This window comes from Paenibacillus sp. FSL H7-0442, from assembly GCF_038593105.1.
Taxonomy (GTDB): domain Bacteria; phylum Bacillota; class Bacilli; order Paenibacillales; family Paenibacillaceae; genus Paenibacillus; species Paenibacillus polymyxa_D.
Window position 1 is genome coordinate 607,379 of record NZ_CP151963.1, and the last position, 13,199, is coordinate 620,577.

Below are 13,199 nucleotides of genomic sequence, written 5' to 3' on the forward strand. Positions count from 1 at the left end.
TGATGGATTTTAAGAGAGGGGATGAAAAAAATGAAAGCGGTAACAGTGGTTTCGGAAAAGGCATACAAAAAGACGGAGAGGAATGCTTGGAAGGTATTTAAAAGCCAGAGGTATCTTTACTACATGTCCATTCCGTTTGTTATTTGGGTTTTTGTCTTCCAGTATTTGCCGCTATGGGGCTGGACAATGGCCTTTCAAAAATATAAACCCGGTTTGAGTTTTTTTGAGCAAAAGTGGGTGGGCTTGGAGCATTTTCGTACTTTGTTCCGAGATGATCATTTCTACCAAGTGCTGCGGAACACGCTGGCTATGAGTCTTATGGGACTGATCGCCGGTTTTATCGTGCCGGTTGTCTTTGCTTTACTGCTCAACGAGGTTCGTATCCAGGTTATAAAACGATTTGTTCAGACGGTATCTTATCTGCCGCACTTTGTTTCATGGGTGGTTGCTGCAGGCATTGTCACCAAAATGCTTTCAGCGGATGGCGGTGTCGTGAATGATATGTTCATGGGTCTAGGCATCATCGAACAGCCGATCCAGTTTATGGCCCAAGGTAAATTATTTTGGTGGGTTGTAACCTTCGGAGACATCTGGAAGGAAACAGGTTGGAACGCCATTATTTATCTGGCTGCCATCGCCGGTATTGGTCCTGAATTATACGAGGCTGCGCGGGTCGACGGCGCTAGCCGATTCCGGCAAATGTGGCATATCACGCTGCCAGGGATCCGGCCGACCATTATCATCCTCCTGATTATGTCTATTGGTCATTTGCTCGGTACGGGATTCGAGAAACAATTTTTGCTGGGCAATCACCTGGTCATTGATTACTCTGAAGTACTTGATTTGTATGCGCTTAATTATGGTCTGGCGATGGGACGTTACTCTTTCGGAACGGCAATTAATATCTTTAATTCGGTGATAAGCCTGATCCTATTGTTTGCGGCTAACGGAATCTTTAAGCGCTATACCAACGAGAGTATTATGTAGGGAGGATAAAGGACATGGAGGCTGTCAAAAGCAGTACGCCAGTCGGCCGATTAAACAACTGGCTTAAGGCGAAATCACCACAAGATCGAATCTTAGAAGTCGTTGTTTATCTTTTCATGATTGTGGTAACCGTTCTAACAATCTATCCGTTCTTAAATGTACTGGCTATCTCTTTTAATGATTCGGTAGATACCATTAGAGGGGGAATCACCATCTGGCCAAGACAATTTACGTTGAAGAATTACGATTTGATTTTCACCTATGAGGGGTTAATCACTGGATTCAAGATATCCTTTCTGCGGACCGTCATTGGCACCGTAGCGGGCTTGGCCAGCGGGTCGATGCTTGCGTATACGCTTGCACGAAGTGATTTTCAAGCTCGAAGGTTCATCTCAATCTTTCTTGCCGTCACCATGTATGTTTCCGGGGGATTAATCCCAGGTTTTATCTTGATGAAGGAATTGCATTTAATTGATACATTTGCCGTCTATATTTTACCCGGCCTTGTAAGTGCGTTTAATGTCTTCATTATTCGTTCCTTCATTGATGGTCTGCCTTATGCGTTGCAAGAATCAGCTAAGCTAGATGGTGCCAACGATTTCATGATATACTGGCGCGTTATTCTTCCTCTTTGCAAACCAGCATTAGCGACCGTAGCGCTCTTCTTGGCAGTAGGGCAATGGAACTCTTGGTTCGATACTTATCTGTTTAATGGGTCTAACGAATCGTTGACGACCCTGCAATATGAATTGATGAAAATTTTGCAGAGTACTACAACGAGCGCAACCAATTCTCAGGATGCTGCCAATATGGCTGAGCGTATGGCACAAGTGTCTCCGGAATCGGTCAAAATGGCAATCACCATCATTGTTACAGTCCCGATTCTTATCGTCTATCCTTTTCTACAAAAGTATTTTGTTAAAGGTATGACGCTTGGAGCGGTAAAAAGCTAAAACGAAGCAGCAAACATTCATTATACAGGGAGGTTTCGCTCCATGAAGTCAAGAAAAAACAGAATGATCGTATCTTTCGTAATGTCACTGACTTTAGTGGCGACCCTTGCAGGGTGCAGCGGTAATAATCCGTCCGAGGCTACCAAGGCCGTAACAACGGGTGACATCACGCTTACTTATTTCTCGGAAGACTCCAGCACAAACTGGAATAGCATGAAGGATGAAGTCGGTAAGGTCATCGCTGAAAAAACTGGAGTAACCCTTGATGCTGAATTCGCTGTCGGTGACCCGGTCCAAAAGATTTCATTGATTGCTGCCACAGGAAACTATCCTGATTTAATCGCTGCTAAGGCGGATGTTGGCAAACTTGTCGATGCTGGCGCAATCATTGATCTGACGGATTTGATCGACAAGCATGCACCAAACATCAAAAAAATGCTGGGTGACAAGCTTGTTCGAACAAAGTACAGTTTGGACGACCCATCAATCTATGTGATTCCAACTTGGTCTGCTGTCGAAGAGAAAAAAATCAAACCCGACGTAGGATTTAAACTCCAACACCGTGTCGTCAAGGAAGCGGGATACCCAGACATTCGTACGGTACAGGATTTTGAAAAAGTCATTAAGGACTATCTAACCAAGCATCCGACGGATGAAAATGGCAACAAAAATATCGGACTGTCCCTAAATGCGGACGATTGGCATATGTACCAGGTAACGAACTCAGGATTCCAAACAACAGGGGGACCAGACGATGGTGAATACTACATCGATCAAAAAACACACCAAGCGACTTATCATTTCCGTCGACCGGAAGAAAAAGAATATTTTCGCTGGTTGAATCACATGAATGCCATTGGATTACTTGATCCGGAAAGCTTTGTGCAGAAGACTGACCAGTTTAAGGCGAAAGTGGCTTCAGGCCGCGTACTGGGTCTGGCCGATCCAGAATGGGACTATGGCGACGGACAAAATGCGCTGAAGGCGGAAGGCAAATTCGATCAGACTTACGGTCATTATCCAGTCACCATGGGCAAGGAGTACAAGGATACCAATTTCTGGCTTCCTGGCTTTGATGGGGGATACGGAATCTCAATCTCTAGCAAATGCAAGGATCCGGTACGCGCTATCCAGTTTCTCGACTTTCTAGCATCGGAAGAGGGGCAAGTCCTGAATAACTGGGGAATTGAAGGAAAGCATTACACGATGAAAGACGGCAAACGGACGATTACTCCGGCTGTACTTGAACGGATAAACAATGACAATGCGGCTTTCCAAAAAGAGTCTGGAATCGGTCTATATTGGAACTTGTCGGTCCATTATGGTGATGGCATCGAAGACTCAACTGGCAACTATTTCACTCGTAGTTATCCAGAACTGCTGACAGCGACTTACAACAAGTCGGAGAAGGAAGTTCTGAAGGCCTATAAGATCGAACACTGGAAAGATCTATTTCCGAAGGAAGAAGAATTCCAGCCGAGAGCATACGGAGCAGCATATACAATGTCTCTTCCCAATGACGATCCGGTTGTTATTCTTGGAGCCAAGATGAAGGATATTACATGGAAACGAATTCCGGAAGCTGTCATGACTAAACCGGAAAACTTCGACAAGGTTTGGGATGCCTATATGGCAGAACTAGAGAAAGCTGGAGTGCAAGAAATGGAACAATCCTTTACCAAGCATATCCAAGACCGAATTAAGCTGTGGTCCACGAACTAACTCGTTTCGCATAAAAGAACGGGGCCGTTTCCACTTTCCTGCCGGAGAGGAGACGGTCCTTTTTCATAATGGTCTCTTGGTTAGAAAAGTAGCTACATTAACGAAACGGGAGAATAAAATATGGAGCATTTGAGGTACAAATAAACAGCGGCTACCCTGGTTATTTTCAGAGGCGGCCGCTGTTTGTTAGAGGAAGACTACTTCGTTACTTTACGACGCTGGATGGGACGGTATAGTTACGGATACGTTTAAAGTAATTTACTCCGCTTCATTCTTGGACGAAGTAAATAGGTCTTGGGGAAGCTCATCCCTCGTGATCACGTAATCGCTGTTGAACACTTTTATGAGATGATCCAGGGAGTTATATTGTCCGTTGCGGATGAAGTCGCCTGTCCATGTGGTGAAAAAGAGCCAATGCGCTGAATATGTTTGAAGTAATTCAGGATCGCCAATCGGGCCGTTTTCGGACAGACCAACCAGCTTCTTGCCTTGCACGAGATTCACCAAGCTGTCATACTTGCCGATACTTGGGCTATAATTAGCCGCCTGGTTGTAGATATCCACACTTACAATATCGACGACATCGTCTCCCGGATACCACTCGGGGCTCTCAGAGTTCCATACCCAGATCAGGTTGTTCAGGTGATGGTAGTTTGTTAGGCGGTCGTACATGATATGGTACAGTTGCTTGGCGGAGTCTGGCCCTTGGGCGCCCCACCAGAACCATTTGCCCTCCGCCTCGTGCAGCGGTCTCCACAGCACCGGAACGTGAGCGTCTTGGAGACGTTTCAACTGAGCAGCAATAGCATCGATATCCCTTAGGATAAGCTGATACTCTTCCGACTCGGGATGAGTGAGCGCATATTGAACGTCGAATGTAGTAGCGTCCTTGTAAAACCCGCGCCACCATTCTTTGCCGGGAATATCATGCAGTCCCTTAGGAGCATTCCAGTGCCATGCGAATGTGACAATTCCACCTTCTTTGGCCCATTGAATCGCCTTTTCCACTTCAGTTGAGGTGGCGCCATGTTCGATGCGAGAGGGGGAATAATCCATCATGTCCGTTGATAACATCGCAGGATACTTTCCAGTTTGGTCTTTAATCCACTGGGCATCCTCAAGAGTGTGCTGACCGGAAAGAATATTGCTGCCGTAACTATCGACGAGATAACCCATAAGTGCCTTGGTTTCCGCAGTCGCATTCGGGTTTACTGGCTTTTTCTCAATCTGATGCAATTTCGGGGGGGACACTGCTGACAGCTTGACGTAGTCGATATGATATTGGTCCGAATCGACATTGAACTGTATGGTATTGTTTCCCGCACTCAGCATCAGTTTACCGCCAGATACCTCTGTGTAGCTTGCTGTTGTCGGGAGTGATGTTTCGCTGGTCTGGCCATTGACCACCAATTGAGTCTTTTTGTCTCCATTGGGGTTACTGTAACCGATTGCAAGATTGTAAAGCCCGCTTGAGGCTGCGTTATAGGCAAAGGTTAACGACCCTGTGCCTTTAAAGGCTGCGTAACCGGTACCGGAATAACCCGTATCAGCAGCTTCGATGCTGACCTCACCAGTAATGGCTCCTTCTTCGGCTTCCATTTTGCTTATGGCAGCAGGCAGATTGGCGAATTCAACCTTCACATACTCGATCCCGTAATATCCCCAGCCTCTTGAAAAAGTCAGCTCGTTTGTGCCAGCATTCAGCATGATCTTAGTTACCATTTTCTCGTTCACCGCCGCACCTTTCGGAGGAGCAGCCAGCGTTACGTTTTCAGCCATTGTGCCATTGACCTTGATGCTGGTATCCTTGGAGCCGGTGTCCGCCGGAATGTAGTAGCCGAGGCTCAGCCTATAAAGACCTGCTGTAGGCACGTTCACTTTAAACGTAGCCGTCCCGTCAGACTTTCCTGAGTTTGGGTCATAGTCATAAAAGAAGGATACATAGCCATCGCCTTTATAAAGCGTATCGCCGGTATAGGGTATATCCCGTTTTTCTACCCCGTAACCTTGAAGAATTGCATTTTTGGAGCTGACGACTATAGGAAAGGGGCTACCGTCAGTGACCAAGTGAGCTGATTCTGCTTTTGCTAGGCTTGGAATTAAACTGAGAGATACCAACAAAAAGGATAAGAGAACAAAACTGAGAATACTGAGAAACCTTTTTTTCCATGGGTCTGGCATATGACTCACTCCTTGAATTAGATGTTAACGCCTTAGTTAATCTGCAACGCATCGTACAGAAAACGCTTTCATAAGTGTGTACATATTAAGTACACTTTGAAGTAATCGATGACAGGTGATTAAGGACCAGCTTGCACTTTTAAACATTCCTTCTTCATTTGTATGCGTTTTCAATATTTGTCATTAATTTTTTCGGTGCCTCACCTCTCTTTAATTTCATCATAAATTAGACGCGAGGCAGGAACCATACAATGAATTTCGGGAAAAATCATCCTTAAATTATGGATTTTTATACTCGGGCGGCAAACAATTTATCTTTATAGAAATGTATAACCCAATATTTTTTAAGGCTATATGGAATAAGCGGGAAGAATAGTTTCAATTTGTGGTATCATGCCAGTAGGTATTCCACGCATAGGAAAAGTATGACTAATGAAAGGGACTAATAAATGATTTCTCATCGATTGCTTACCTACGAAACAATTAGTCAATTAACTGACCAGATTAATAGAGACCAACACTTGTTATTCTATAGCTATTTAAGTCAACGTAAGGAGCAGGCTAAATTTGTTGGTCAATATATAGACGACAAGCTGACGGCGGTCTTAGCATACTTTTGGGGGCTATCCTTCCCTGCTTTTTCTTTCCATTGCATAAATCGCGAGAAACTTAACTTTCCAGCTCTTATTACTTTTACTGAGGAAATCATTCAACTTAAGAAAAATACTGTTTGTGGTACAATCCTCTGTAATCGTGACCTTCAACTTTTTCGATCTCATGGTCTTATAATGGGTAACCCACAACGTTTTTTAACAATGAAGCATATGGATCAATCGAAACTGCTCGATTCAAACTGGACTGAGCTAGTTAAGGAAAATGACCTTTCAGATATAGTGGATTTATTACGAAATGGCGGCATGAAATTTTTTACGAGGAGCGAACTCGAACAATATCCTTTCCTTGGGATAAAGGAATGTGGTCATTTTATTGCCGTGGGCGGCTTCCACTTTTATGATTCTAAACTCGTTGAGCTCGGAAACATATACACAAGCCCTACCCACAGAGGGAAAGGCCTAGCAAAGCACTTGACGAGCCAACTTACAAAACTGGGCAGATCACTTTCATCAGATATCTACCTGGGAGTACTGAAGGAGAACCAAGCCGCTGTATATCTTTACGAGGGCTTAGGCTATGAGATCACGGCTGAGCAAACTATTGTTGATTTTAAGCTATCTATTGATTGACGAATTAGGCCGCTGTCGCGCGCCGATTGAGAAGTACAACGGAATATAGGTGACTGTTGGTATTAGAGCGGTATCACGCAACCAGAAAAGAAATAGCCCTTAATCCTTGATTTCATTTCTAAATTTCCGGAAATCTTTAGGTGTTCTTTCATGATGTTTTTTAAAAGATTGAATGAAGTGATTTACATGATTGAACCCCACTCTGTGGGCTATTTCAGTTATTGTAGAATCTGTTGAAATTAATAACTCGCTGCTTTTCTTGATACGGTACTTAATTAAATAGTCGTAAGGTGTCATATGAATGGTTCTCTTAAAACTACGAGTGCATTCCGAAATACTTAAATGTGCTACTTCAGCAATTTCTTGCAGTGTTATATTTTCTGAATAGTTTTGATGGATAAAGCTGAGCATCAATTGAAGTCTTTCCTGTTGCAGTTTCATGTGTTTAGGTGCTTCCTCCGAAGAAAGCGAAATGTTAGAAATTATGATGAACCATAATTGTACTGTTTTAATAGAAACCTCATATTCCCACCCCCAGTTTTTTTTTATATCAAATTTCTCTTTCATATCCCAAAGCATTTGCAGTATTTGAATTTGCCATTCAACATCTCCTTTGATTACTAATGACAATAAGAGAGAGTTTGTATAAGGCAGTACATAGTTTTTTTCCATCGCACTATCTGCATAAAAGGCCAGCAGCTTCTCCGGGAAATTAAAACTGACATATTGGCCGTTATGTGTAAGGTGCGTAGTAACGTGAAGAACACCTTTATTAATTAAAATGGCCTGACCTGTTTCTAATTCATGATCAATCCCGTTAACTTGGATTACTAGCTTCCCTTTGGTAACCAAAGTGATTTGTAGTTCCTCATGCCAATGTAGATCGTTAAATCCTCTACCTTCAGGACTACTTGCATGAATAGTATGGGTGTACATGATGTATGGAAATGAAACATCGGGATATAGAATGGTCTCATGCAATTGTTTTTCCATTTTAGCGAGGTCCTTTCTGATGACGATATTTCTATATAAATTAAAGATATAGTTACACAAAATAAATAAAAGTGGTGATATTATTATACCAGATCTTCGGCTTATCATTACAATCCTGTGCACAGGCGATTGGATAAGACCTCTTGGAGGCGTACATGTGAAAATAAATCAATCGTCGTTACCGTTTCATCCGTATATTTTGCTTTTAATCAGCATACTGTCTGTCTCTATCTCATCCATCATGATCAAATCTTCAGATACTCCAACCTCTGTGGCTGGGATGTACAGATTGTATATGTCAGTACTCATAATGCTTCCTTTTGTACCTTGGAAAATGTTCCGTACCTTAGAAATGAACAAAAAAGATTGGATTACCGTTTTCATAGCCGGTCTTTTTCTCGGGTTACATTTCTTACTCTGGATGGAATCTTTAGTATATACCTCAGTTGCGAGCTCCATGGTCATCTTATCTTTACAGCCTTTATTTGTAATGATGGGTTCATACTTTATGTTCAGAGACCGAACCAACATATTAACCATACTTTGTTTGATCGCCGCTCTTGTCGGTTCAATCATTATTGCTTGGGGAGACATAGGGATTTCGAGAGAGGCATTGATCGGAGATGGATTATCTTTATTGGGAACAATTTTGGTTTCAGCATATATGTTGGCAGGACAGAAAGTAAGTCACAAAATAAATGCAAATTTATATAGTGTTATTGTTTTTTTATTGGTGGCAGCGTCATGCTGGTCTACAATTTGTTGAATCATTATTCCTTGATTGAATATGACTCGTCGGAATGGATGTATTTCTTGTTACTTGCAGTAATCCCAACTATTTTTGGACAATATATTTTTAATCTGTTGTTGAAATCAATGGGTGCAACTACGGTCTCCGTTGGTATTATTGGAGAGCCTGTTCTTGCCATAATTCTCGCCTACTTATTCTTGGGAGAAATAATCTCTGCATTTCAATTCATAGGTGGAATCATGACTTTATTCGGTATGGGAATGTATTTTTGGGCAAAATCTTTAAAGTATACTACAGTTGCAAAATATTAAATTTGAAATTGATTTTGGCAAGATATCGGTGTAAAAACTTCGAGTGCGCAAATTACAGAAAGATATGTGGCTGAAGATATTATAGGGGAACAAATTATAGGTGTAGTCAACTTTCCACCTCGACGGATAGCAGGCTTTAACTCAGAGGTATTGGTTCTTGGAGGAATACCCGAAAAGGGGGATGTGATTCTATTGAAACCAGATATCAAACTACCTGATGGAACACCTATTGGGTGATAGAACGCTTGGATAATCTAACAGGACATGATCGTTCAATAGCAAGTTAAAACAGATAGTGGCAGGCTAGGGCTTTATTTTTAAGTCCTAGTCTGCCACTTTTTTATTTGGTCTGTCCAAATTTTATTTGATTTATTATTGGTCTGCACAATTCTCCATACCAGCTATACGCCGTATCCCTATCTGGCTGGGATGCTGCGTGTCCCCTCTGTCATCGGGGAGGCGCAGAGCGGGCACACTGGCGGCGTGCTTGTGCTAGCCGCGCTTGTACGGCGTCCGCTTGTTGTGTCGCGACGCATCCACGCTTTGCAAGCGCCGTCGGTACATTTCCACACGGGCACGCTGATGCGTGGCTCCGCCGGAGACCCTGCCACCGACGAGGTTGTCCGTGCCGTAGCGCTGCCTGGTCCCGGCCTGCTGCTCACGCGGGTCGCTGTGCCAGACGCTGGCGATCCAGCGCCAGCACGGCTGCCATACCCGGAAGCACCCTTCGCTTGGCCAAAGCTACTGCGGCGTGTTTCTGGCTTGGAAGCCTCAGGGGTGACCCCATAGGCTTCCAGCAGGAAGCGTGACACGGCGGCAGGCTTGCCATGATTAGAGGCGGGGGAGGTGATGTATAGCAACTCCTTCGCCCGGGTGACGGCCACGTAAGCGAGGCGGCGCTCTTCTTCAAGCGCTGCATCGTTATCCACAGCTGTAGTTGGGGCGGCGCCTGCCCGCCGATCCTCCGGCAGCTCGCTGTGCAGCGCCGAGCTGTGCGGCAGAATGCCTTCGCTGGCTCCGATCCAATATACGCAAGGGAATTCCAATCCCTTGGCGCGGTGGATCGTCATGAGCCGAACAGCATCGCTGTCTTCCTCTCTGCGCAGCGATTCCATTTGGCGGTGACGCTCGGAAAGCTCGTCCGCAAAGCTGACGAACGCCTCCACAGTGTCAAACCGCTTGGCTGCCGTTTCGAGCTCCTCCAGACTTTCTTGCATCGTTTCCTTATAATGAGTCCACGCGCCCGTATCTCCACTTTCCAAATATTTGTCATAAAAGACGCGCCGCATTTCTTGAATGGCATAGGCAGGTTTCATGGTAGTGAGACTGCGAATCAGACGAATACGCTCTTTCACTTGTTCACGCTGAAAATCACGTAGTCGATCCCAGCGGCTGAGATGAATCAGCGGGTATTTTTTAGCCTGCTGTTTCTCCTCGCGCATAATCCATTCCATCCCAGCCTCACGCGAGACGTACAGCGGCCCAAGGGTGCTCGGAATGGATTCCATACGTCGGGGATTTAGCGACAAGCGCAGGTGATCCATTAAAGGACGAATCAGGGACTGGTCATAAAATACAGCCCCTGCTCCGTACTGAATAAATGGGACATCCCGCATAATTAATTGCTCAAAAATAGATCGGCTTCCGCTGGCTGTCCGGTGCAAAATAGCGATATCCCGGTAGCGAAGACGACCTTCTTCTACCTGCCCGAGCAGATGAGTAACAATATGTCCCGCCTCTTCCTCAGGCCCAGATGGGGTGGCAAACTGTGGCGGCAAGCCCTCACGCCCGGCAGCCGCAAGACGTTTGGAGCGTCGATGAACATTTTTGGCGACAATGTTAGAGCCCAGCCCCAAAATCCGCGCATCGCTGCGATAATTAATATCCAGAGTAATGACCTTTGCATCCTTATAGACCTTGTCAAACTCCAGAATAGATTCCTGGCGTGCCCCATTAAAGGTATAGATCGTCTGGTCATCATCCCCCACAACCATCAGATTGCGATGTCGGGCAGCCAACCGCTGCACCATCTCATATTGGAGGGCATTCGTATCCTGAAATTCATCGACCATGATATGTGAAAAACGTCGCTGAAGCGGCTGAAGCACATCCGGGTCACGCAGTAGTGCGGAGGCACGCAGCAGAATATCGTCAAAATCCATTTTATTGCGCTCCTGTTTCCACGCTTCATAAGCGAGCATGGCACGCTTGGCATCCGATTCCTCGCGCACGGTTTCCGGCAGCTCGTCCGCGCTGCGGCCTTCCGCTTTCCAGGCGGAGAGGGCAGACAGCAGGCTTTCCGGCTGGAAAGCTTCGCTGAGCCCAAGCTGCCGCAGCATCATTTTCATGACGGTATGCTGGGCCTGCGTTTCACCGAACACTTCATCTTGCACGCCGCGATGACGCAGCATCGCCAAAGCGAATGAGTGAAACGTGCGTGCCTGAACTGCACGTGCAGCGGCAGGGCGCACACCGGGTAAACCCGCGATGCGCAGTTTCATCTCGGCAGCTGCCTTGCTGGTGAAGGTCACCAGCAGAATGGACGATGCAGGAACATCCCGCATCGCCATCAGGTAGCCTGCGCGGGCAGCCAGCACTGTGGTTTTGCCGCAGCCAGCCCCTGCAAGGGTCAGTAGGGGACCTTTGCCGTGGCGGACGGCCTGAATCTGCGGGCGGTTCAGGTGAATGCCGGCGTTCTCTAAAGCACGAAAATAGGCCGAGTCTTGGTCGGTATCGGGTACCAGCGTCATACTGGTATCCATGGAAGCACGACGTGCCTGAGGGCTCGACGTTGAATAAGGAACCCCGATGGGTCGGGGGTAAAAAGAAGGATTTGGGTCCATAATCCTGAAACCCCTTTCGTTCTTAAAATCTTCCATTTTCACAAATGGGGGTAGTTTTTGGTATGATAGAGTTCTAGTCAGCTTTAGCTGACGATAAGAACAAGGCGATGGACTAAAATAATGCTGAAATTCATGCGGATCTTGCCGAAGCGTCAGAACATCAATACGTTGACGCCAATGCCTATAGCCTTCAAACAGGCGATATGACCGCATTCCATTATACAGGAGTTCGAGGTTTGCCAACAGAAAAAAACTTTGGGATATACGGACGGTACAGTGAAATCCGGCTGGATATGGGGAGGAAATAACGATGAAGCTGATTCAACGTATAAAGGAAGGCGCTAATCGCGCAACAGAAAAGGCGCAGCATGCTGTCGAGATTAGTAAGATCAATTCACAAATTACAACGATCCAGCAGGAAATGGATGTTCATTTCTTGCGAATGGGTCAAATCTTTTACGAAGGTTATCGCGCATCCGACATGTCGGTGGCAGAAACCGAGATGACACAGCTATCCACTGCTTGTGATGAGCTTCAGGATGAAATTGACGAGCTGCGCAGTAGAATTGCAGAATTGAAGAACGCTCATTTATGCACCTGTGGAGCGGTTGTGCCTCTGGATGCGAACTTTTGCCCTAAATGCGGACGCAAGCTCAATGAAGGACAGGCTGCTTCCAAACAAGTAGCTGCTGTGCGTGAAGAGGTGCCAACGGACGTCTATTCTTTTGATCTGCGCAAGCCAGAGGTAGCGAAGGATGCTGCGCCTGCATACACGGAGTATGCAGAACATGAAGTAGTCGATCGACATGAACAGGAACAGGATGAGCGGTATGAAACACACGAACCAGCGGGACTAGACCGCGATTATACAGTGTCTGATTTTACACCGGAGGAAAAAGCGGCATTCGACGCTGAGTGGGAGCGCCGTCGTCAGGAAGATCTGGAAAAAGAACACCGTCGTCTTGAAGAATTGGCACGTGAGCGTGAGCGTCAGGAGGAGCTGGACGAGCGGATTCGATATTGGAAGGCCAACAACTCCGGGGCTGAGAAACCGGCAACGCCGTCTGCACAAGTACGTGAAAATGTAAAATGCCAAATCTGCACCGCAGAACTACCCAAAGGGTCCAAGTGGTGCCCGCGTTGCGGAGCTGAACAGATTTAACGCAGCCGAACAGGCTGCTGCAGGACACAGACATAACGCCGGGCAGCATAGG

Annotated in this window: 10 protein-coding genes and 1 pseudogene; 8 read left to right on the forward strand and 3 right to left on the reverse strand. The window is 45.9% G+C overall.

Features of this window, described 5'->3' with window-relative positions; genetic code table 11:
* The first annotated feature begins 30 nt into the window (after positions 1 to 30).
* From MHH57_RS02695 to MHH57_RS02705, 3 genes are read left to right on the forward strand one after another with little or no spacing between them, the layout of a single operon-like run.
* On the forward strand, positions 31 to 987 hold the full coding sequence (locus MHH57_RS02695) for a sugar ABC transporter permease (protein ID WP_029515960.1): 957 nt from the start codon (positions 31 to 33) through the stop codon (positions 985 to 987).
* Positions 988 to 1,001: 14 nt separating this feature from the next.
* Positions 1,002 to 1,940, forward strand: a complete 939-nt coding sequence (locus MHH57_RS02700; RefSeq protein ID WP_342434799.1) for a carbohydrate ABC transporter permease — start codon at positions 1,002 to 1,004, stop codon at positions 1,938 to 1,940.
* A gap of 42 nt (positions 1,941 to 1,982) precedes the next feature.
* The gene (locus MHH57_RS02705) at positions 1,983 to 3,662 is read left to right on the forward strand and encodes an ABC transporter substrate-binding protein (protein WP_342434800.1); all 1,680 of its coding nucleotides are present in this window, start codon (positions 1,983 to 1,985) and stop codon (positions 3,660 to 3,662) included.
* A gap of 258 nt (positions 3,663 to 3,920) precedes the next feature.
* Here the strand turns inward: MHH57_RS02705 and MHH57_RS02710 are convergent, their stop codons facing one another.
* Complete coding sequence (locus MHH57_RS02710; RefSeq protein WP_342434801.1) at positions 3,921 to 5,843, reverse strand: glycosyl hydrolase; 1,923 nt, start codon at positions 5,841 to 5,843, stop codon at positions 3,921 to 3,923.
* 449 nt (positions 5,844 to 6,292) lie between these two features.
* Here MHH57_RS02710 and MHH57_RS02715 point away from each other — a divergent pair, with 449 nt between their 5' ends.
* Positions 6,293 to 7,087, forward strand: coding sequence for a GNAT family N-acetyltransferase (locus MHH57_RS02715; RefSeq protein ID WP_029515956.1), 795 nt, complete (start codon positions 6,293 to 6,295; stop codon positions 7,085 to 7,087).
* A 99-nt stretch (positions 7,088 to 7,186) separates the two neighbouring features.
* On the opposite strand, the gene MHH57_RS02720 is transcribed toward MHH57_RS02715, so the two are convergent.
* On the reverse strand, positions 7,187 to 8,080 hold the full coding sequence (locus MHH57_RS02720; RefSeq protein ID WP_342434802.1) for an AraC family transcriptional regulator: 894 nt from the start codon (positions 8,078 to 8,080) through the stop codon (positions 7,187 to 7,189).
* Positions 8,081 to 8,237: 157 nt separating this feature from the next.
* Between MHH57_RS02720 and MHH57_RS02725 the strand changes: the two genes are divergently transcribed.
* The 3 genes and pseudogenes from MHH57_RS02725 to MHH57_RS02735 all read left to right on the forward strand — a co-directional run bounded on the left by MHH57_RS02725 (position 8,238) and on the right by MHH57_RS02735 (position 9,379).
* Complete coding sequence (locus tag MHH57_RS02725; protein ID WP_342434803.1) at positions 8,238 to 8,846, forward strand: DMT family transporter; 609 nt, start codon at positions 8,238 to 8,240, stop codon at positions 8,844 to 8,846.
* Positions 8,825 to 9,142: a DMT family transporter gene (locus tag MHH57_RS02730; protein ID WP_342434804.1), complete on the forward strand. Its 318-nt coding sequence runs from the start codon at positions 8,825 to 8,827 to the stop codon at positions 9,140 to 9,142. Before MHH57_RS02725 ends, MHH57_RS02730 begins: the two co-directional genes overlap by 22 nt.
* Positions 9,109 to 9,379: pseudogene (locus MHH57_RS02735) on the forward strand (tRNA-binding protein). Before MHH57_RS02730 ends, MHH57_RS02735 begins: the two are co-directional and overlap by 34 nt.
* 179 nt (positions 9,380 to 9,558) lie before the next feature.
* Here MHH57_RS02735 and MHH57_RS02740 read toward each other — a convergent pair.
* Positions 9,559 to 11,985, reverse strand: a complete 2,427-nt coding sequence (locus MHH57_RS02740; RefSeq protein WP_340884241.1) for a UvrD-helicase domain-containing protein — start codon at positions 11,983 to 11,985, stop codon at positions 9,559 to 9,561.
* Between the two features lie 310 nt (positions 11,986 to 12,295).
* On the opposite strand from MHH57_RS02740, the gene MHH57_RS02745 reads away from it, so the two are divergent.
* A complete protein-coding gene (locus MHH57_RS02745) occupies positions 12,296 to 13,147 on the forward strand; it encodes a zinc ribbon domain-containing protein (RefSeq protein WP_029515952.1) in 852 nt (283 codons plus the stop codon).
* Positions 13,148 to 13,199: the final 52 nt, after the last annotated feature.

Excerpts from the sequence above, each read along its gene's own strand:
- MHH57_RS02695 (WP_029515960.1), top strand. The coding sequence starts at position 31 with ATGAAAGCGGTAACAGTGGTTTCGGAAAAGGCATACAAAAAGACGGAG.
- MHH57_RS02700 (WP_342434799.1), top strand. The coding sequence starts at position 1,002 with ATGGAGGCTGTCAAAAGCAGTACGCCAGTCGGCCGATTAAACAACTGG.
- MHH57_RS02705 (WP_342434800.1), top strand. The coding sequence starts at position 1,983 with ATGAAGTCAAGAAAAAACAGAATGATCGTATCTTTCGTAATGTCACTG.
- MHH57_RS02710 (WP_342434801.1), bottom strand. The coding sequence starts at position 5,843 with ATGCCAGACCCATGGAAAAAAAGGTTTCTCAGTATTCTCAGTTTTGTT.
- MHH57_RS02715 (WP_029515956.1), top strand. The coding sequence starts at position 6,293 with ATGATTTCTCATCGATTGCTTACCTACGAAACAATTAGTCAATTAACT.
- MHH57_RS02720 (WP_342434802.1), bottom strand. The coding sequence starts at position 8,080 with ATGGAAAAACAATTGCATGAGACCATTCTATATCCCGATGTTTCATTT.
- MHH57_RS02730 (WP_342434804.1), top strand. The coding sequence starts at position 8,825 with ATGCTGGTCTACAATTTGTTGAATCATTATTCCTTGATTGAATATGAC.
- MHH57_RS02740 (WP_340884241.1), bottom strand. The coding sequence starts at position 11,985 with ATGGACCCAAATCCTTCTTTTTACCCCCGACCCATCGGGGTTCCTTAT.
- MHH57_RS02745 (WP_029515952.1), top strand. The coding sequence starts at position 12,296 with ATGAAGCTGATTCAACGTATAAAGGAAGGCGCTAATCGCGCAACAGAA.